Raw genomic sequence first — 20,044 nt, 5'->3', positions numbered from 1 at the left:
CTCTGTGCGAGAAACAAATCAGGCCGCGTAATGCGGCCTGATTTGCAGATATCACAGGACTGGTCAGACAGTTCTGCGCAGGTCCCGGGTAGTGATGACACCGTCCAGCGTTACCTGCACCACGTGATGGCGGATACGCTCAAGCTTCCGCAGTGCTTTCTGCCAGCTGATTTGCTTGAGCTGCGCCTGCTCTCGCAGCGTTTCCTGTACTGCCATGACGTGCTGCAGATACAAATCGCGGGCCTTGCGGTCAATCTCTTTATCGAGCTGCAATACCTGTAACTCGCTTCTCAGAGCGCGCACCGTTAATTCAAAGGTTTCTTCCACACCCAGCTGTAACATTTCCATATATTCCCCCAACCATCCATTGCCAGCAGGCCAACGATAGCCTGCCTGACAAAGCGAACGCCGTGTACGTCTGGGCGAAATATATACGATTACACTACAGATTGTTTGCAGTTGTTCAAATTTTAGCCAAAAAATCCAGATCCACGATACTGTCCCAAGGCTATAAATCAGCGCTGTAACGCCCGTGTCGCTGCTGTAATCCCCTCCAGCGTTAACGGATACATGCGTTGATCCATCAGTTGTCGAATCAGCGCCAGCGAATGGGTGTAACTCCACCATTGCTCAGGTACCGGATTGAGCCACACCGTTTGCGGAAACTGGTCGGTTACCCGCTGTAGCCAGGTTGCTCCGGCTTCACGGTTGTTGTGCTCAACACTGCCACCAATGTGCGTCACTTCGTAAGGTGCCATCGAAGCATCACCCACAAAGATCACCTTGTAGTCCGGGCCGTATTTGTGCAGGACGTCCCAGGTGCTGTAGCGCTCCTGAAAGCGGCGTTTATTGTCTTGCCAGACGTATTCGTACAAACAGTTATGGAAATAAAAGCACTCCATATGTTTGAACTCCGCCCGTGCCGCTGAAAACAGCTGCTCACAGATACGTACGTGGTCATCCATCGAACCACCAATATCAAAGAACAGCAGTACCTTGACAGCGTTGTGGCGTTCCGGCACCAGTTTGAGATCCAGCTGACCGCCGTTACGAGCAGTCGAGCGAATGGTGTCGTCGAGATCCAGGTGCTCAGCCGCACCCTGACGGGCAAACTGCCGCAAGCGCTTGAGCGCTACCTTGATATTGCGAATGCCCAGCTCAACGCTGTCGTCGAGATTACGGTAGTTACGTTGCTCCCACACCTTCACGGCGCGACGATGACGGCTTTCGCCCTGACCGATTCGAATGCCTTCCGGGTTGTAACCAAAGGCGCCGAACGGCGAAGTACCGCCGGTGCCGATGTTCTTGCTACCACCCTGATGGCGTTTGGTCTGGTTTTCCAGCCGTTCACGGAAGGCTTCCATGATCTTGTCGAGGCTGCCAAGACCTTTAACGCCCGCTTTGCCTTCAGCATCCAGCACCTTGTCGATTTCCTTGCGTAACCAGTCATCTGGCAGGTTGAGTTCTTCCAGCTTGCCTTGCCAGTGTTCAAGGCCATCGAAGTAGGCTCCAAAAGCCTGATCAAAACGATCGAAGTATTTTTCATCCTTGACCATGCACAAGCGTGCCAGCAGGTAGAACTGCTCGTAATCGGCAAACGCCATGCCCTGTCGCAAGGCCGCCAGCAGATCGAGGTATTCGCGAATCGACACCGGCACACCGGCCGCTCGCACCATCCAAAAGAAATCAATCAACATGGCGGCTTACCGGCCCTGACGGCGACGACTCATAAATGCCAGCTTTTCCAGCAGCATGACGTCCTGTTCGTTTTTCAGCAGCGCACCATGTAATGGCGGAATGGCATCGGTGCCGCTTTTGCCCTGCAAGGCTTCCAGGCCAATATCATCGGCCATCAGCAGCTTGAGCCAGTCGATCATTTCAGAGGTCGATGGCTTTTTCTTCAGTCCGGGTACTTCACGCAGATCGAAAAACACATCCATCGCAGCACTGACCAGTTCCTTTTTGATCTCGCCGAAATGCACGTCCACAATTCGCGCGAGGGTTTCACGATCCGGGAAGTCGATGTAGTGGAAGAAACAGCGACGCAGGAAAGCGTCCGGCAGTTCCTTTTCGTTATTACTGGTGATCAGGATGATCGGCCGCTGGCGGGCAACAATTTTCTGTTGGGTTTCGTAAACGAAGAATTCCATCCGGTCGAGTTCCAACAGCAGGTCGTTGGGAAACTCGATATCGGCCTTGTCGATTTCGTCGATCAGTAACACCACCGGCTTGTCGGCTTCAAAGGCTTCCCATAGTTTGCCCTTGACGATGTAGTTGGCAATATCGTGAACCCGGTCTGAGCCGAGCTGGGAATCCCGCAACCGTGATACCGCATCGTACTCGTAGAGTCCCTGCTGGGCGCGGGTGGTGCTCTTGATGTGCCACTGGATCAGCTCGGTTCCCAGTGCTTCAGCCAGCTGTTCCGCCAGCATGGTTTTGCCCGTACCCGGCTCACCCTTCAACAGCAAGGGTTTTTGCAAGGTGATGGCAGCATTCACTGCCATCTGTAATTGGGGGGTAGCGATATAGGCATCCGTACCAACAAACCCGGAAGCAGACTTAACAGGACCAGACATAGACAGACTCCGATAAATACTGCCAACAGTATAAAAAGCCAGCCTGTCATCAAAAAGCATTTATTTCCAAAATGGCATCAACAGGCGCCAGATTATTTCCCGAATTCAGGGCAGCACAAACGGGTTTGCGGGTGTATGATGCGCGCCAACGGCAGACTTTGAACCAGTGCTCATAAACGAACACCCGTTCGAAGGCGCTGTCATCCCGATTCTGGCGTCGACAGACGCTACTCCACAATTGCAAGCAAAAAACTTCTGATGGTCACGACACAGCGCAACCTGGCGAACACTGTATGGACATCCTTGTACCTTTGCAGACTGATAAACTTACATTCAGAACAAAGCACGATTGACATCGTGACAGACCGGTTTTCAACCAAAAAGCCGATTTCTGAACTTTATTTCAGTCTTGTCATAAAGTTGTAACAAAAATGTCACATATAGTCTGCAGCATCGCGCTTTCCTGATTTCAGGATATTTCAAACCGTGAGTAACAATTGGTATGAACGACACAACTGCAACACAAACATCCGGTGAAATAGCCCAGCATTCTCCCAAGGCAAACTGGCTCAACTGGTTCAAGATCGTTGGCCTGGTTTACCTGTTGCTGATTGCTGTTTCCATGATTGGCAGCGGCTTCAAGCTGGGCGCCGGTCCCCACGCAAAGGAATTGTTTGATTTTGCCAGCAACCCGCTTACCGGGTTGATTGTTGGCACTGTTGCTACTGCACTGATTCAGTCTTCCAGTACAGTCACCTCGATTATTGTCGGTCTGGTTGCCGGTGGTTTGCCGGTCGAGATTGCCATCCCGATGATCATGGGTGCCAACATTGGTACCACCATCACCAACACCATCGTCAGCCTCGGCCACGTGCGTCAGGGGGAAGAGTTCCGCCGCGCCTTTGCGGCAGCGACGGTGCATGATTTCTTTAATTTGTTGGCAGTTGCGATTTTCCTGCCACTGGAAATCATGTTCGGTGTTCTCGACAAGATTGCCGGGCTGTTTGCCGGTTTCCTGTCCGGTGCCGACTCGGTTTCCATGAACAATATGAACTTTATGAAGCCGCTGGTGAAACCGCCGGTTGATTTCGTCAAACACCAGATGGGCGCTTTGATGCCGGATACCGCTACCGGTATCGTCATGGTAGTACTGGGCATCGCGCTGATCTTTGGTGTGATCACCCTGATCGGCAAGCTGCTGAAATCCCTGATGGTCGGCAAGGCCAAGGAAATCCTCCACTCTGCCGTTGGTCGTGGTCCACTGTCCGGTATTGCTTCCGGCACCATCATGACGGTTCTGGTGCAGTCCAGCTCCACCACCACCAGTTTGATCGTGCCATTGGCAGGCAGCGGTGTCTTCAGCCTGCGTCAGATTTTCCCTTTTACGCTGGGTGCCAACATTGGTACTACAGTGACAGCGTTGCTGGCTGCTACTGCAGTAACCGGCGGCAATGCACAGTTTGCGCTGCAAATTGCGTTGGTACATCTCATTTTCAACGTGCTGGCGGTAGTAGTTATTTACGGCTTGCCATTCCTGCGTAATATTCCTCTGGTAGCTGCCGAACGCCTGGCGGAGGCAGCCCTGAAGAACAAGCTGTATGCGGGTGGTTATATCCTGACCTTGTTCTTTATTGCCCCATTGGTGTTGATTGGCGGTAGCCAATTATTGGGTCTTTGAGGAGTGTCCCATGTGCGATAACAAGCAGGAACTGAAACAAAAAATTGAAGCACTGGAAGCCAGCCTGACCGAATTGAAGCAACGTCTGGCAGCGCTGGAAAGTGGTGAACAACACGACGCGGTTGAACATCTGGATGAGCACATCCGGGTGATTGACCACGAATATGATTCACTGAAGGAGTTCTGGCCCGTATTTGTGGAAGATTTTCGCAAGCTGTTCCAGAAATAAGCCACGCGGCCAATAACAAAAAGAGCGCTCATTAAGCGCTCTTTTTGTTTGCAGCCGGAACCCGCCTTCAGCCCAGGCAACCCAACATCCACAGACCAGCAACCCCACACCATCGCATGGATCCTGAAGCAAGTTCAGGAAGACGATGATTCATTACCAGAGCCATCAAAGCTTGTTAAACAGACTCAGGTTGCTGATGGTGGTGTAACTCTGCTGGGCAGCCTCCAGCAAGGTGGTCTGCAGCGACATACGACTGACCGCCTCCGCCAGATCGGTATCACGCAGCTGCGACAGCACATCCTGATTCACCAGCTTCATATCTGCAGTTAACGATTCGGTATTGGACACCACGTTAAGGCGAGCACCAATATTACTCTGGGTACGCGATACCACTGCCAGCGCGCTGTCGAGATTGGCCAGAGTATCATCCAGCAGTTTGCCCAGTGTCTCGGAATCTTCCGGTGAATTGGTCAGATCGTTGAGCGCTTCCTGCAAGCGATAAACCGTATCCGTAATGCTTTGTTTGGGAGTCGATTCCACCAGCACCTGATCGCCTGGTGCCGGATCGCCACTGATCTTCAGAGTGACACCGGCAATCTGGATTTCCTGACCTTCGTTATACAGCTGGTTGGAATAGCCACTGATTACCTTGCCATCGGACGCCTGCCGCACGGTGTAGTTGATGCCAGCCGGGTCAACCGCACTTTCCGGGTTGAAAGTGATGATGATGTCGTCCGGATAAAAATCCGCATAGGCTTCTTCGTCGATCACAAAACCAGCGCTGACCTGGGTGCTACCGGTATTGAGTTCACTGGTTCGGGTGGTGAAGGTTTCACTCGAAGCCGGGATATTCACGAACAGGTCAAAGCCATTGTCGCCAGTGGCCACATTGGTGGTATCACCGATGGCGACAAAGCGCTGGCCTTCATCACCGACGTATTCATAACGGCCGTTTGGCAGTTGCTGAAATGGCGCCGAGCCACCCTGGTAACCGGCAAAAATATAGTCGCCACTGGCATCGCGGGAATTGAACAGCTCCACCAGCGCCTGTTGGATCTGCTCCACTTCAGCCCCGATTGCCTGACGGTCTTCCTGGGTCAGGGTACCGTTACCAGCATTGACGGTTAACTGCCGCAGGCGATCGTAATAATCTGTCACAGTCGACAGCGTGCCCTCTTCCATTTCCAGCCGGTTGTTGGCCGCAATCATGTTGTTTTCGTACTGCTCTGCCAGTGCCAGCTGCTGCTGGATCTGCAACATCCGCGCAGCAGCAATTGGATCATCAGCAGCCGTGTTGACCCGCACACCTGACGACACCTGTTGCTGGGTCTTGGTCAAATCCTTCTGGTTATTAAGCATGTTGGCCAGACCGGATTTATGAATCTGTAAGGTAGAAACTCGCATCACTCAGCCTCGCTCAGTTAAAGGTGGCAATCAGGGTTTCGAAGATTGACCGCGCCACCTGAATCACCTGAGCGTTGGCGTTGTAGGCCAGCTCGTACTGAATCAGGTTGGCGGCTTCTTCGTCGAGGTTAACACCACTGACCGACGAGATAGCGGCTTCTGAGGCCTGCAACAACACTTCGGCCGACTCCAGACTGTTCTGCGAGCGGTTGGTGATCGAACCGACCTGCTCCACCAGCGTGGAATAGGCTTCCGAGAAAGTGCTGGTGCCGTTGACGGTATCAGTGGCCTGCAGAGCCAGCATGGCGGTACCGTTACGACTGTCGGTGATCGCATTTTCGTTGTTGCCAATGGTGAAGGAATCCCCTGCCACCACCGAACCGGCAATCGCTACCTCCATCCCCATGTAACTGCTTTCGTACTGCATATCGAGTGCAAACAGGTTGTTGGAACGGGTTTCATTCACCAGCTCCACGCCTTCGTCGACCACCACCGTTAACTGGCCGCCAAGCGTCAGCTTGTTGGAGCCATGAATGCCGGTGCCAGACACCTCCAACCGAGGCTGGAAGTTGATGTTGCCGCGTTCGTCGATATCGACATCCAGCTCGCCGTTAAAATCAAAACCGGCGTCAGTAATCGCCTCGCGAATGCCCTGCAGCATGGCTTCCGGGCTGTCGTAGTTTTCCGTCAGCTGAAACTCAAATGAACCCTGCTCTGCGGTTTCAAAAGTGTAGGTGTAAGGGCCACCATCGCTGAAGTCATAGCCTTCATAAACGTTCAGCGGCTTGAACGGGTCGGCACCGGTAGACGTCACCTGAATATCCTGGCCGTTGCCAACGTCAACACTGTCACCACCGTCACCACTGATTTCCAGTTGCAGGTCTTCACCGTTAAGCGCCGTAATCGTCACGGTTTCACCATCACTGGTAGCGGTAATGCCCATTTCCTGAAAGTCGAAGTTGGCGTTAATACGGTCGGCAATAAAGTCGGCGGTCATCGGGTCCGGCACTGTCGCCGGATAATCGTCTTCGTATTTGGTCTGCGCGGTGGTCAGGCTGTCGGTCAGCACGATACCGTTGAGCGTCACTTCCATGCCCTGAAAACCGTCGTCATCCGCCTGGAAATTGCTCAGCTGCATGGTGGTGCGGGCAGTTGCTTCCACACCCGGATATTCACTCAGTGCCGCAGCAATGTCCTTCGCCGACGTATTGGCCGGGATCGACAGATCAGAATAATGACTGTACTGACCACTCACCGGATCGGTGTAGCTGATATCAAACCGCTGCAGGGTAAAGCCATTGCCCGGCGTCACTTGTGTCGCAGGCAACTCCGCCTGATAGGTCGCTTTCAGCGGCAACTGATCGACATAACTGCTGGTGACGTACTGGCTGGTTGAACCCAGATTGATGGTATTGGAAATACCGGCAACATAAGGCTGGTTACTGATGGGCGGTTGCAGCGGCACCGGATTGGCCGGGTCACTGTTATCCAGTACTTCATAACTGGTCGATGAGGTGAAACGAATCAACAGCGGCGGGTCCAGCTCGCCGTCGTCATTAAAGGCAAAGGTATCAATATCACTGACCGAACCGGCTGAAATCGCCGCTGAACCCTGGTTGCCGTATGACGCTGCCGTCGCAATCGGCGAGGCCAGTGCGATCTGCTCGGCCAACGTCAGATCAACTTCGATATTACTGGCTTCGTTGCGGGTTGGCGTGATCATAAACAGATCACCTTGCTGGAAACTGCCGCTTTCGAGATGGATCTCGGCACCGTCGATTTCAATAATGTCCGGGAAGTCGCCGGTAATCGCGCCCTTTTGCACCACCTTGCCAGTACTGTTATCGGTCAACTGATAGTTGTAGTCATCCGGGCCAGTGAACTCGAGCGTGAAGTCGCTGGTGCTGAGATTGCCGGCGTCAGTGATGTAGACCGACAAAATGCGGTCATCCGGGTTGGCGTTATTATCGTCACCAATCGCCCGCTGATAGATCATTTCGTCGCTGTTGATGTCCTGGAAAAAGTTCTGACCTTGCTCGCCATCGTAATCCAGCCCCAGTGACTGCTGCTCGTTCATCTGCTCGGCAATCACCAGCGCCAGTTTGCCCAGCGAGTTAAGGGTTGGGTCGAGAATTTCATCCCGAAAATCCACCGTCGCCCCCAGATTGCCACCGGTAACCTGCTCGGTTACTTCGGAAGTGCGCCCGGCGCTGACCAGATAGAGGGAATAGCGAGATGGGTCGACTTCACCACGGGACGCATACAAGGTATTGGCCGTCGTGCCGGTTACCAGCGGCAAACCATCCCCCATGTAAATATTGACCTGTGAATTACCCAGATCACCCACCGAAATATCAATCATCTCTGAGAGCTGCGTGATCAGCCGGTCGCGCTGATCCAGCAGGGTGCTGGGTTCATCGCCCTGGGCCTTGCCGATGGCAAAGGCAATGTCTTCGTTGAGCTGGGCAATGGATGCGGCAATGGCCGACACCTCGTCCGCCTGCACCGCCATCTGGCCGTTAATCATGGTGTTGAGGGCATAAAGCTGATCCGACACCACTGCAAAACGGTCGGTCAGCGAGCCTGCTTCCGTCAACAACACTTCACGGGTACTGATCGACGATGGGTCATCTACCACCGCCTGCAGCGCCGTAAACATGGCTTCCAGACCCGGCTGCACGCCCGTGGTGGAATCCGCCAGCAGACTGTCGACCCGGCCGGCATAGTCCGACATGGTGTTGTAATAGTTGTACTCGGTGGAGTCTTGCCACATTTGCTCAGTCAAATACTGGTCATAGATACGCGATACCGAATCCACCGACACCCCTGAACCGAGCCAGTTACCGGCCAGATACTGACTGCTGTTTTCACTGAAGCTGACGGTCTGGCGGCTATAGCCTTCCGTTCCGGCGTTGGAAATATTGTTACCGGTAACCGACAAGGCCGTTTGTTGTGACTGCAGCCCGGAAATGGCAATGCTGAGAATATCGGCCATGGCTTATTGAACTCCCTGCTTATTGGTAACACCGGCAGCTGCTTTGCTGGCTTCCGTTGTGGGCTGATCATCTTTGGCCCAGTCATTCACCACCGCACTGCGAGCGATACGCTCAATCTTGCTGCCGTAATCCGGGTCAGTGGCATAACCGGCCTGCTGCAAGGCATGACCGTACTGATCGGCTGCCAGACCCTGACCAATCGCCTGCTGGTAACGTTCGCTGTTGCTGAGGAAGTCGGCGTAGTCACGCAAGCCCTGCTCCAGCGAGGCATAGGAACGGAACTCGGCGCTTTCATTAACCCGCACACCCTGGTGATATTCATGAGTCATGACCGACACGGAGTCGCCTTGCCAACGGCTGTCGGCCTTGATGCCAAAGAAATTGAAACTGTTGCGGCCCTGCTCGTCGGTGATCATGTGCTGACCCCAACCGGTTTCCAGCGCCGCTTGGGCGACGATAGCCCGGGCATCAACACCCAGCTCTGCCGCCACCGCTTTGGCGTGCGGATAAAGAGCGGCAACAAACTCCTCGGGAGAGGCAAACTGCTGCCCTTTACTGCCGCTGCCAGATGCCACTGCCGTGGCCTCGTCAGTGCTGTTGGCCGCTGTTTTTCCGACAGCTGTACCAGTGCTGGCGGCCGCCTGAACAGCGGCCGCCGTGGTTGATTGAGCGACTGAATTGACGCTGGCTGACTGGCCTTGCTGCTGCAGAACATCGTCGACTTTTTCAATCGCCTGTTGCAGATTGCTACCCGCGATACGACGCTCAAACAGCTTGCTCTGATCCAGCTCTGGCACTTCACCAGAACCGTTATAAGTGCTCATCAGCTGGCGGTAGATCACGTCCGCCAACCCCACACCCTTACTATTGGCAACCGTGCTGGAAGCCCCGTCGTTACTGGCTTTATTGAATGAACCGGCAGCACTGTCACCCGACAACTGCAAAGCCATCTGGTTGTCGTACATGCCCTGATAGAAATCCATTTCCGGGGAGTTGAACATCGAGTCTTCGGTGAAAACCGCATTCGCCTGGCGCATCGAAGTCAGCATCATATTCATAAACATCGACTCGAACTGACGGGCCACTTCCATCAGTGCCGCGCTCTTGTCCTGCTTACCCAACTGACGAATGCCCTGCAGGCTGTTGAGGTCGGTATAGACGTCTTGTGGTCGTGTCTGGCTGCCTGTGATCTGGCTACTCAGTGCCATGGCCAACTCCGCTAAATAAGTGATCTATAGCGGTATCAGCAAGATGTCTGCCAACTGATAAGGTGGCCAATATTGAACGGTGATGAGCCAGCCTAACCGGGATGCTGAAAATTGCTTGCAGAGTTCGGCCAATAATTGGCCCTGTGCTGAAAATTCAGCTGAAAAAGACAACTGGGAAATAGGCGCAAGAGGCTCCCAGATAAATCCCCGTCCAAACGTACTGCGAACAGATTCCAGAGCAATCGCCAACTCGATCCGGTTTTAACGACAGGAAAAGTCAGTTTTGTAGGAATGCGGTCTGGGCTTCCTCATGAGCACCGGGCCACCACTATGATGCGCGCATTTCCACAACCACGATCAAGGAGTCGATCTTGCGTTATCTCACTCCCCTTTTTGCTGTTGTTGCCCTGGCTGCGTTATCCGGTGCCGTCGTCCAGGCCAATCCCGACGCCCAACTGATCGAACAGGCTCAACAATGCTACAAACATAAAGACCCGGTCTGCACCTATCAGAAACTGTTGGCGTATGTGGAATCTGATGACTCCATCAGTTTAACGGACTCAACCTATGGCACCCCGAATCGCATCGCCCAAATGCTGGAAAGGCAGTTTGTTGAAGCGGCACCGACAGTGAAACCGGAAACCGCACGCGATGACAGCCTCAAGATTATTTCCCGCCTGAGCAGCAGTAGCAGCCATCCGCACATGTATCTGTATCTGGCCAGCTACTACATTGTTCAGGCCGAGGCGTGCAAAACCCTCTCTGATCAAGCCTGTCTGCAGGAAAGCCAGGCCATGCTGTGCCTGACGCAAAAACAATGGCAACGAGACGGTGGCAATGGTCGCCTGCTCAATATGTCTGAGGAAGGCGAAAGCCACTTGCTGAACGCCATGGGCGACTGCCAACAGTCGCTGCAATCATTCCCGCTTGTACAGAATCTTGACCAACTGATCCGCAGCAACCTGAAAACGCTGGAACAGGCCGATGAACAAACCGCTTATAAACTGATGATTTCACCAGAACTGCGGCAACAAATGGCAGAAGACCCTGCCTTTGCCCAATCCATAGGCAACCTGACCGGCCTGGTCGACCAACAGATTGAAAATCTGCGTCATTACTCTCCAGAAACCGTGATGATCAGTCGTAATGGCAAGGAGTTCCGCGCCAGTTATCTGTATGCCGCCGACCCGGAACAACCGCACAACCTGACACCGGTTATTTTCAACACAATTGATGGGAAATGGCAGCTTTACGCGTTGTGAGGAATGAGGAGTGCCAAGAGAACCTAAAAAGAGTGGTCCTAATTCAAGGAGCGCTACACATTCAAGTAGATGACAAGTCAAAACTCTAGACCTGAAAATGCTCTATGAGTGGCTGTCCTAGTTGTCTTTAGGCGAAAGCCATGGGGTCAAGCCAGTCCTGAAGACCACCAATCAGTGGCTGTCCTGCTTATTCCCTGTTCTATGCCGATATGTTGAAAGCTTCCGAGAAATGGACGAATCCGGTGCAGAACTAGAACCTTACGCTATCGCAGCTGAGCATCCACTTTGAAGGCCGAATCGACAAATACGTAGATCTGTGAAAATTGACTGACACAGAACTATGAACACCCTCGGATGCTGATCTAAAATTTGGGGTCCTGTTTTTGGTTTCTCCAATGTATAACCTATTCTGGCAATCTAGCCCCCTATCCAGGAATTAATTCGAACTTAATCTGATCGATAGATTTAACAACACACGCCAAAAGAACTTCATGCCCTTTAACAAAAAACATGATTTTAAATTCATTCAGTGATTTACCATAGGCGAGGTTTAAACCTAATTTGGTCTCTTTCATCAGCTCGCCAAAAGATTCAGGCGGGACGTAATAACCATTTTTCGATGATAGTATTTCAGAAATATATACCAATTCCAAATGACAATACCGAATCAATGGGTTAGAACTAGATTCAACATCAAATATCTTCATATCGCTGGTCATTATCTGAACAACCACCTCATCGCCATCATATAGAGAAAGTTTCACATTGTAGTAACATCCCGACGAAGTTACTTCCAGCAACTCAGCGTCACCACTCATTTTGATCAAATCCTTCAGAGTCATCCTCATCCCCCAGCCAAAGACAATATTTCTTCTTTAAAAGTGTCCATCTGACCTCTATTGACTATCTTGTCTTTCAAAAACAAGTGGCCCTTTTTATTGCCTATCTCGTAATTTAAATGAGGAGAATCCGAGAGCCCCAAGCCCCCCCCCCAATCACCGTGTCCCCAATAAACTTTATCACCAGCATCGTTCTGCCATCCGACCCACTTTCCAGTGTCGTCGTATATTCGTTCTTTAGATAACCCCAGCTGTTTGGCTGCCCAGTTTTTTGCATCATTTGAGTTTTGGAAAAGAATTTCTTCTTTTATTTTTCCTTTCTTTTGAGGCCGTGTAACCAATACGGTGCCATCTTTGTCAGGCACTCCATCAATTTTCCTCTCCAGCTCTTCCTCACAAGCCAACCCCCACGGATCCACCCACCCCACCGGGTTCGGTACGTACAGGTAGTTGTTGTTACCACCCAACAACCCAATCGGGTCCTGGTTGATAAAACGGCCACATTCAGGATCGTAATAACGGAAGCGGTTGTAGTGCAAGCCACTTTCTTCGTCGTAGTACTGGCCCTGGAACCTCAGGTTGTTTTCTACCTGTTGGATTGGTGCTAATGCTAACGATCCGTAGGCTTTGTATTGGGCGGTCCAGACCAGTTCGCCGCTGGCGTTGGTGATTTCCTGTGGCGTGCCGAGGTGATCCAGGTGGTAGTAGTGGATTTCGTCGTGCTGCACAAACGCCAGCGGTTTGAAGCTGTTTGGCTCAAACACGTAATGACGGGTTGGCGGTTGCTGTTCGGGGTGATCTGACGATTCAAGTGCCAGTTCTAACGCCTGCTCGACGAGCAGGACGCCGTCATTCCAGTAGAACTCCGTGCCGCCAATGGCTTGCTCACTGGCGTTTTTGTGGATCTTTCGAATACGGCGGCCGAGAGCGTCGTATTGGTATTCGGTACGAGCAAAGCCTTTGCCGTTTTGACTGGCGCTATTTTCCTGCTCGATGGCGATGAGTCGGTTCTGATGGTCGTACTGGTAGCGGGTGACTTGTTTGCCGTCTTTACCCCGTCGTTGTTCGATGCGGTTGCCTTGAGCGTCGTAAGCATAGTGACGGTCGCCCTGGAAGTTAAGGCGGTTGCCGCTAACCTGTAGGGTTTTGGTATCTGATCCTGCAGCTACGGTATCGACGTCTTCTGGGGAGCCCAGCAGGTTACCCGCCGGGTCGTGTACAAATTGCTCGGGCTGCGGGCCGGTGACCTGTATCAGCCGTTCGATGTTGTCGTAACGGTATTGGGTACTGCCACGCAGTTGGTCGTCGATCAGGCTGATTTGGCCGGTGGCGTTGCACTGGTATTGGCGTTGGGTTAATGACGGTCGCCAGGGATATCGATGTATGTCCCACCGGCTCTGCCTTCGCACTAACAAACACGGGGCGATTGATGACAACCTCTCACCAATCCTGAGCCGCATCGGGCTGGACGACCAGCAATGGCTCACCATGACTCAACAATTTGAGCGCTGTTTCAGCACCTTTGTAGGCAACGAAACCAACGTTCGACAAGCCTGCGAACAACTGGGCTATAAACGGCCGACCGGAATAACCCAGGCAAAACGCTTATTGGCTGGCTAGCTCACTCTATTCCAGACACTGCCATATCAACAGATCTATCAGGTCAACATCTGAGGCTAACACTCGCCCCCGCAGCGGAATATCAACTCAAAGCCGCCTTGAAGCAGCCGTATAGCCAGCCCCAAAACAACAGCAACGATGCAATGCTGAAAGTAGAGCACATTCTTCAGTGAACACGAGGATACTGCACTTAAAGTGGGTGTCCTGTTTGGGCATTTTTCAGAGGCGCTCTAGCAGTAGATGTCTTATTTACCGCCTATTTACCGCGACATTCTTTCTGGACTTTTAATTCCAATGCAGCGCTAGTAATATTTTTTGAAATATGACATTTATGAACCGTGTTTACTAGAGAAATACAATCGTTTGAAAATACAAATCTAATTAAGCTATCTTCCCCAAAGAAAGCATCCGGATAAACATTTATATCATCCCCCCAATCATATTTAAAACCAGAAAGATCAACAATAATAGCATCAGGCTTGCTAAGCACACAGACATCTCTCAAGGCCCACTTTATTTCCAAAGCGTCATCAGCACCCGATGAACCATGCCCATATTCACCGAATAATGAAATCGTAACACCAACCCCCTCTACTCCCACCTCCCATTTTTCTACTTTATATTCCAACCGACTACTAGGAAGCTCACACTCCACCATATTACGTAACAAATAATCATTATTGATATTTTTTCCAGATGTGTATTTTTTAAGACAAGGGTAAATACTACCATCAAACGCATCAAGGAGGCTTCTTATTACCACACAGCCATTGATATAAAAATCCTGCCTAGAGATCAAATAGCATGGATGATTTCTCAAAACTTGTTGCTTTAACAACAGATCAAAATCCAAGACTCCTTCACCCCCGACACTAGTAATATCGAATATAAAACACCTCCCTCTCCCAAAATCAAAAAATCGATTCAAATACAAATATAAAACTTCATTTAGAACTTCAACATCATCGACAATCTCAGCATCAACAGAAATCAACTTAAATATTGAAGCTGAAGCCAATGACTGTGGAAATCTCAAGCTATATAGTTTCGCATCTACCAAAGATTCAATTTCTAACGGATAGTTTTCATACATAAAATCACTCCCTAACAATAACAAAGCTTTCAGGGTTTTCATCAGCTAAAACAGATTTCTTCAGCAATACCGCGTCAGCCTTCCGACCAATTTGACTGCTTGTCAAATCACTGAATTCGTCTAATATCTCCTGAAGTTCAGGGTTGATGCCACCCATAACATCAGGCTTTAAACGGCCATCACCGGTAAAGTAATCGGAGTATTTTCGTTCTAATTTCTCACTAGTGAAAAAGAAGTCAACATCACTGGCTTTTAACTCGCCTCGCTCTACTCTGTAACTGCCTCCCTTCGATGAACGACCTGATACTGAACTTCCACGAATGCCAATCTGAACATCGTCAATGCCCAGCTCAGCCAGCCGATTCTTTAAATAACCTGCACGCTCTAACAATTCCCCAGCATTTCGGAACCCTCTCACCTCCTTTCCATTGATGACAGTCAAAGATTCTCTATTTGCTCTTCTCCGTCGTCTTTTGTCACAGTCATTTTTAGCGCTCAACCCCCACGGATCAACCCACCCCACTGGGTTCGGCACATACAGATAGTTGTTATTACCACCCAGCAGCCCAATCGGGTCCTGGTTGATAAAGCGGCCGCACTCCGGATCGTAATAACGGAAGCGGTTGTAGTGCAAGCCGCTTTCTTCGTCGAAATATTGTCCCTGAAATCTGAGGTTGTTTTCGACCTGCCGGATGGGTGCCAGCACTAATGAGCCATAGGCTTTGTATTGGGCGGTCCAGACCAATTCACCGCTGGCGTTGGTGATTTCCTGTGGCGTGCCCAAGTGATCCAGATGGTAGTAATGTAGTTGTTCATGCTGCACAAACGCCAGTGGTTTGAAGCTGTTGGGTTCAAAGACGTAGTGGCGGTTTGGCTGTTGTTCGGCTTGTTCTTCGCTGTCGTTTGAGACTTCAAAGCTTGTTACTAACGCCTGCTCGGTCAGCAGGACGTCGTCATTCCAGTAGAATTCTGTACCGCCAATGGTTTGTTGGTTGGCGTCTTTGTGAATCTTACGAATACGGCGACCCAGGGCGTCGTATTGGTATTCGGTACGCTGTTTTTCGCTATCCGGTTTGCTGCCGTTTTTCTGCTCGATTCCGATTAAACGGTTCTGATGGTCGTACTGGTAGCAGGTGACTTGTTTGCCGTCTTTACCACGACGTTGTTCGATGCGGTTGCCCTGAGCGTCGTACGCATAGTGACGGTCACCCTGGAAATTGAGGCGGTTGCCGCTAACCTGTGGGGTTTTGGTATCTGATCCTGCCGCTGCGGTATCGACGTCTTCTGGGGAGCCCAGCAGGTTACCGGCCGGGTCGTGTACAAATTGCTCGGGCTGCGGGCCGGTGACCTGTATCAGCCGTTCGATGTTGTCGTAACGGTATTGGGTGCTGCCACGCAGTTGGTCGTCGATCTGGCTGATCTGGCCAGTGGCGTTGTACTGGTACTTGCGTTCGTTAATGACGGTGTTTTGGTGATTACGCAAGGTCTGGGCTTGCAGTCGGCCTTGCGGGTCGAAACTGCTTTGTTGCGACAGACCATTACCAAACAGTCGCGCCTGTTCGCCGCCGGATTCGTCGTGAATAAAGCCACTAATCAGCCGGTCATTCCAGTGAATGGCTTCGGCTTGCCCGGCGCTGTTGTAGCCATAATGAATCTGGTCGCCGGTGGGCAGTTGGGTGCGGATGCGCTGACCAAGGGTATTGTGGCTATGCAGCAGTTCATGCTGGTCCTGCAGCGCCTTGATGACCTGACCGGCGGGGTTGTATTGCCAGCTCAGTTCGCGGTGTTGGTTGTTGGCTTGTAACAGCCGTCCAGCCGGGTCATAACGGTAGTTGGCAAGGTACTGGTGAACGGGTTGGCCCTGATCCAGCTCCTGCAGCTGCGACAGCAATTTGCCAGCGGCGTCGCGGCGATAACGAATGCGGTTAAGCGGGCGCACAAGGCCATTATCGGTGCGATATTCTTCACTACTGGCGAGATAGCCTGCTGCGCTGTATTGGTAACGCTGTACCCGGCCGTCAAAGCCGATCTCTTCGATCAGACGCTCATTGCCGTCGTATTTAAGCTGGTACTGCTCGCCGTTTTCGTTGGTGAGGCCAATCAGGTTGCGTTCGGCATCATAGTGATAGTCGAACGCCTGGCCGCTGGCGTCGACTCGCCTGATAACCTGAGAAAGTTTGTCGTACTGGTATTGGGTGGTCCTGCCGGTGTGATCGGTGAACTGGGCCAGGTGCCCCAGCGCACTGTACTGATACGATGCCTGACTTCCGTTTCGAATCTGAAATCAAACGGTGTTATGTCTAACCCATGGTTTAGGATCGGTTGGATTATATTCAACATACCACGCCCTAGGCTGTTGTTCTGCTGGAATAAAAAAAACAGATCCTCCCGAACTGAATACACCAACAGGATTACCCTTATCTTTTAAGCATATGAACGTCCCATCAACATATTCAAAAATACCCTTAGGACCGCCAGCCAAAAAAACCCTCTGGTCAATATTACCAACCCCGTACCATGAATATCCAGACACGCCTACATCTTCAAATCCATCTATAGCATTACCTTTCAATAACCTACCATTTCTGCCAGTGATATACACAACATTTTCATCAACAACACACACATCGGTGAAAGCTTCATCAGGTTCAATATCGTTGGGCAGGATTACTTTTGACCATTCAATACCATTCCAATAGTATATATTTCCATGATATCCAACCACATAAACATCATTAGACGCACTTCCATCTATTGAATTTGGTGCTTCAAAAAGAAAACTTTCAGTCCATTCAAGACCATTCCAATGAAATATTTCACCATTAAATGAGGTTGCCCAAACATCATCATCAGATGAACCCCAAATACCATTGAGCTGCCCCCAAAATATTTTAGTTATTTTCCAACCCACCCCATTATCATTATATTTTAGATGTTTAAAATGAGGCTCTGAAAATTTAATTTCAGCCGTCGAATATACATCTCCATGATCATCCACTACCCATACAGCGCCAGAAGGAGACAACCAAAATGCATTTAATTGACAATTAACCCCTAATATCTGACTACCTCCGTCTGGTCCATACATAGCCAATTGTCCAACTGCAGATAATGGATCCGACTCGTTATACTCTGTATACAGGGCATAACTACCGTTAGAGTTCCGAGCAGCATCGATAACATGCTCAATCTCATATTCTTTCTCTGACATACATTCTCCTTAGAACTCAACACTGTCTCTACTTCTAGCTGACGGAACATCTCCACCACCAACCAAATTCGACATCTGGGCATTCTTATCTACACCTAATACGTCCAACTGGTTCTCGTACTCTATTCGTATCGCCTTGGCAACATCCGCTGCATCGTCCACTGGAATCCGAGCTCCAGTAACACCCTCAGCAATCTCAACGTTCATATCTGAAAACATCTGAGCTGTGCCAGATTCCATGTGATCTAGCCACTGAGTAACGGTTGCATACTCTCTGTTATCGCTCAAAGATTGTGCATACTGCTTCTCAATATCTGTAATATACCGGTGTTCTGTCCCCTTGCTCTGGTCATCATAAACAAAGTAGGTATAAGCATCTCCTTCAGTATATTCGCCAAACTCACTTCGAATTGGCACCTGCGAGCGCCGTTCACCTGACTTTGTATCTAACGAACGCTCCATAAAATTTGAGTGCGGTAGAAAATGCTCTCGTTGAAATCCTGGTTTACTAATTTTTTGGAGGTCTTTATAACGACCAACAACAACACCGTATTTCGCCAACAATGCTTGTCTCACTGCGGCATTGTTTAGATTGCGAGGCTTACTTAGTAAGCTTCGAGGCTCTTCAATTTCTTGTTTTACCTTCTTCGTTTCAGGATATACCCGCACAACCTCAGGAGCTTCGACTTCTTTCATCTCGGCCTTGCGCATCAACCTCGCCATGTCGCACATAAGGTCAATCATTTCAAGCGTAAAAGGACCGATTCGGGAAAGCTTCGCAGCCTTTGCGGCTCCAGCAGAAAAGGCCCTGCCGGCTTTGGCAGAAATCTTTGCCAAGGCACTGCCGCCGCCACTCGCAAACGCAAGCAAAACCTCAACACCAACTTCAAGAGCAAATCGGGTGGGAACTGTTCGACTGTCACGGAACGGCAAACTCTCGTAACGCGCATCAAAGTAGTCGATCAGGAGCTGACGGGTCAGAGGATCGTTCGTGACCAGATTAAAGAGGTCTAATCCTTGTTGTATTTTTGCTGTCAGCGCTTCTACACTTTGTAACCACCCACCAACCTTGATACCAATGGCTTCCAGATCTTTTTGAGCTGCCTCTTTGTTTCCCGAGATATAGTTAGCAAAAGCACGTTGGGCGAGCCGCTTTATTTCGGCTCGTGCAATCATAACTTCACCGGTTACTTCAACCACAAATACCAATAGTTCAAGAAATCCGACGATCGTATCGTAGGCGTAATCAACAACTTCAGCGCCAGTATCAACGGCTTCGACCAGCTCTCGGTGGATTGCATTCCTGTCCCAATGCAGCCTGTCAGCCTTATCCTTACCGATCCAGAAATCCTCCAGATCTTTCGCAAACGAAACTGCCAGCTTTAGCCTGAGCGCGTTGATTGGTGAGTATTCATTAATCTCATAGCCCGTCGCGACGCTGTATATCGTGTCATTAATATTTGCCATGCGTCGTGCATCTTTTTCATCCAGTCTGAATGCACGCAATCCACCAGACATGATCAGATCCCTCAGATCATTCTTGGTGGACCCAAAGATCCAATGGCTTTCTTCTTTTCTTCCGGAGAGCCGATAAAGATCAAGAATCTGGCCGTCATCCAGCTCTTCCAGTAACCCGTCAAGTTCCGTTGAAAAGCTGAAAATAGCGGGGTCGCCAGCAAAACCCTGGCGCTTGAACAATAGAAATGTCGACATCTGGAAGTCGGATGCAGCAAAGATCCAGTAGTCTTCGCCAATTTGATAACCCAGTAACGATGGATGGGCCAAAGCGATCGAAGTGGCACTCATTGGTCAGCCACTCCCGTATTCGCAATAACGCTGCTTTCCGGGTTATTCAAAGACCTGCTTCTCATTTTGACGTCCATATCCTGAAAGTATTCGTATATTTATGATGCTTATCTCAAAATCAG

Annotated in this window: 15 protein-coding genes and 1 pseudogene; 4 read left to right on the top strand and 12 right to left on the bottom strand. The window is 50.7% G+C overall.

Annotated elements, in window-relative coordinates:
* Nucleotides 1-63 precede the first annotated feature (63 nt).
* The 3 genes from K6123_RS04855 to K6123_RS04845 all read right to left on the bottom strand — a co-directional run bounded on the left by K6123_RS04855 (nt 64) and on the right by K6123_RS04845 (nt 2,576).
* Nucleotides 64-348 carry a hypothetical protein gene (locus K6123_RS04855; RefSeq protein WP_221794723.1) on the bottom strand — a complete coding sequence of 95 codons (285 nt, stop codon included), beginning with the start codon at nt 346-348 and terminating at the stop codon, nt 64-66.
* A gap of 167 nt (nt 349-515) precedes the next feature.
* On the bottom strand, nt 516-1,697 hold the full coding sequence (locus K6123_RS04850) for a vWA domain-containing protein (RefSeq protein ID WP_221794721.1): 1,182 nt from the start codon (nt 1,695-1,697) through the stop codon (nt 516-518).
* 6 nt (nt 1,698-1,703) lie between these two features.
* On the bottom strand, nt 1,704-2,576 hold the full coding sequence (locus K6123_RS04845; RefSeq protein WP_221794719.1) for an AAA family ATPase: 873 nt from the start codon (nt 2,574-2,576) through the stop codon (nt 1,704-1,706).
* Nucleotides 2,577-3,078: 502 nt separating this feature from the next.
* Here K6123_RS04845 and K6123_RS04840 point away from each other — a divergent pair.
* Nucleotides 3,079-4,254, top strand: a complete 1,176-nt coding sequence (locus K6123_RS04840; protein WP_221794718.1) for a Na/Pi symporter — start codon at nt 3,079-3,081, stop codon at nt 4,252-4,254.
* 10 nt (nt 4,255-4,264) lie between these two features.
* On the top strand, nt 4,265-4,483 hold the full coding sequence (locus tag K6123_RS04835) for a hypothetical protein (RefSeq protein WP_221794716.1): 219 nt from the start codon (nt 4,265-4,267) through the stop codon (nt 4,481-4,483).
* A gap of 165 nt (nt 4,484-4,648) precedes the next feature.
* On the opposite strand, the gene flgL is transcribed toward K6123_RS04835, so the two are convergent.
* Genes flgL through K6123_RS04820 form a run of 3 tightly spaced genes read right to left on the bottom strand, consistent with a single transcriptional unit; the run spans nt 4,649 to nt 10,091 of the window.
* On the bottom strand, nt 4,649-5,887 hold the full coding sequence (gene flgL / locus K6123_RS04830; RefSeq protein WP_221794714.1) for a flagellar hook-associated protein FlgL: 1,239 nt from the start codon (nt 5,885-5,887) through the stop codon (nt 4,649-4,651).
* Nucleotides 5,888-5,900: 13 nt separating this feature from the next.
* On the bottom strand, nt 5,901-8,882 hold the full coding sequence (gene flgK / locus K6123_RS04825; RefSeq protein ID WP_221794712.1) for a flagellar hook-associated protein FlgK: 2,982 nt from the start codon (nt 8,880-8,882) through the stop codon (nt 5,901-5,903).
* Between the two features lie 3 nt (nt 8,883-8,885).
* A complete protein-coding gene (locus K6123_RS04820) occupies nt 8,886-10,091 on the bottom strand; it encodes a glucosaminidase domain-containing protein (RefSeq protein WP_221794710.1) in 1,206 nt (401 codons plus the stop codon).
* A gap of 371 nt (nt 10,092-10,462) precedes the next feature.
* On the opposite strand from K6123_RS04820, the gene K6123_RS04815 reads away from it, so the two are divergent.
* Entirely contained in the window at nt 10,463-11,353 is an 891-nt protein-coding gene (locus K6123_RS04815; RefSeq protein WP_221794708.1) for a hypothetical protein, read from the top strand.
* Nucleotides 11,354-11,547: 194 nt separating this feature from the next.
* Nucleotides 11,548-11,673, top strand: a pseudogene (locus tag K6123_RS04810) (IS256 family transposase); the annotation flags it as partial.
* 105 nt (nt 11,674-11,778) lie between these two features.
* Here K6123_RS04810 and K6123_RS04805 read toward each other — a convergent pair.
* From K6123_RS04805 to K6123_RS04775, 6 genes are all read right to left on the bottom strand, one after another.
* Nucleotides 11,779-12,171, bottom strand: coding sequence for a hypothetical protein (locus K6123_RS04805; protein WP_221794707.1), 393 nt, complete (start codon nt 12,169-12,171; stop codon nt 11,779-11,781).
* Nucleotides 12,172-12,197: 26 nt separating this feature from the next.
* Nucleotides 12,198-13,628 (bottom strand): RHS repeat domain-containing protein, encoded by a 1,431-nt coding sequence (locus K6123_RS23125; RefSeq protein ID WP_281423899.1) that lies wholly within the window; start codon nt 13,626-13,628, stop codon nt 12,198-12,200.
* 440 nt (nt 13,629-14,068) lie between these two features.
* On the bottom strand, nt 14,069-14,905 hold the full coding sequence (locus K6123_RS04795; protein WP_221794705.1) for a hypothetical protein: 837 nt from the start codon (nt 14,903-14,905) through the stop codon (nt 14,069-14,071).
* A gap of 4 nt (nt 14,906-14,909) precedes the next feature.
* Complete coding sequence (locus K6123_RS23355) at nt 14,910-17,135, bottom strand: RHS repeat-associated core domain-containing protein (protein WP_485020564.1); 2,226 nt, start codon at nt 17,133-17,135, stop codon at nt 14,910-14,912.
* Nucleotides 17,136-17,189: 54 nt separating this feature from the next.
* The gene (locus K6123_RS04780; protein ID WP_221794702.1) at nt 17,190-18,116 is read right to left on the bottom strand and encodes a beta propeller repeat protein; all 927 of its coding nucleotides are present in this window, start codon (nt 18,114-18,116) and stop codon (nt 17,190-17,192) included.
* Between the two features lie 9 nt (nt 18,117-18,125).
* On the bottom strand, nt 18,126-19,922 hold the full coding sequence (locus tag K6123_RS04775; RefSeq protein ID WP_221794700.1) for a hypothetical protein: 1,797 nt from the start codon (nt 19,920-19,922) through the stop codon (nt 18,126-18,128).
* Nucleotides 19,923-20,044: the final 122 nt, after the last annotated feature.

The sequence above is a fragment of the Oceanobacter mangrovi genome (assembly GCF_019740315.1).
Classification (GTDB): Bacteria; Pseudomonadota; Gammaproteobacteria; order Pseudomonadales; family Oceanobacteraceae; genus Oceanobacter; species Oceanobacter mangrovi.
This window is presented reverse-complemented; position numbering and strand designations above follow the sequence as displayed.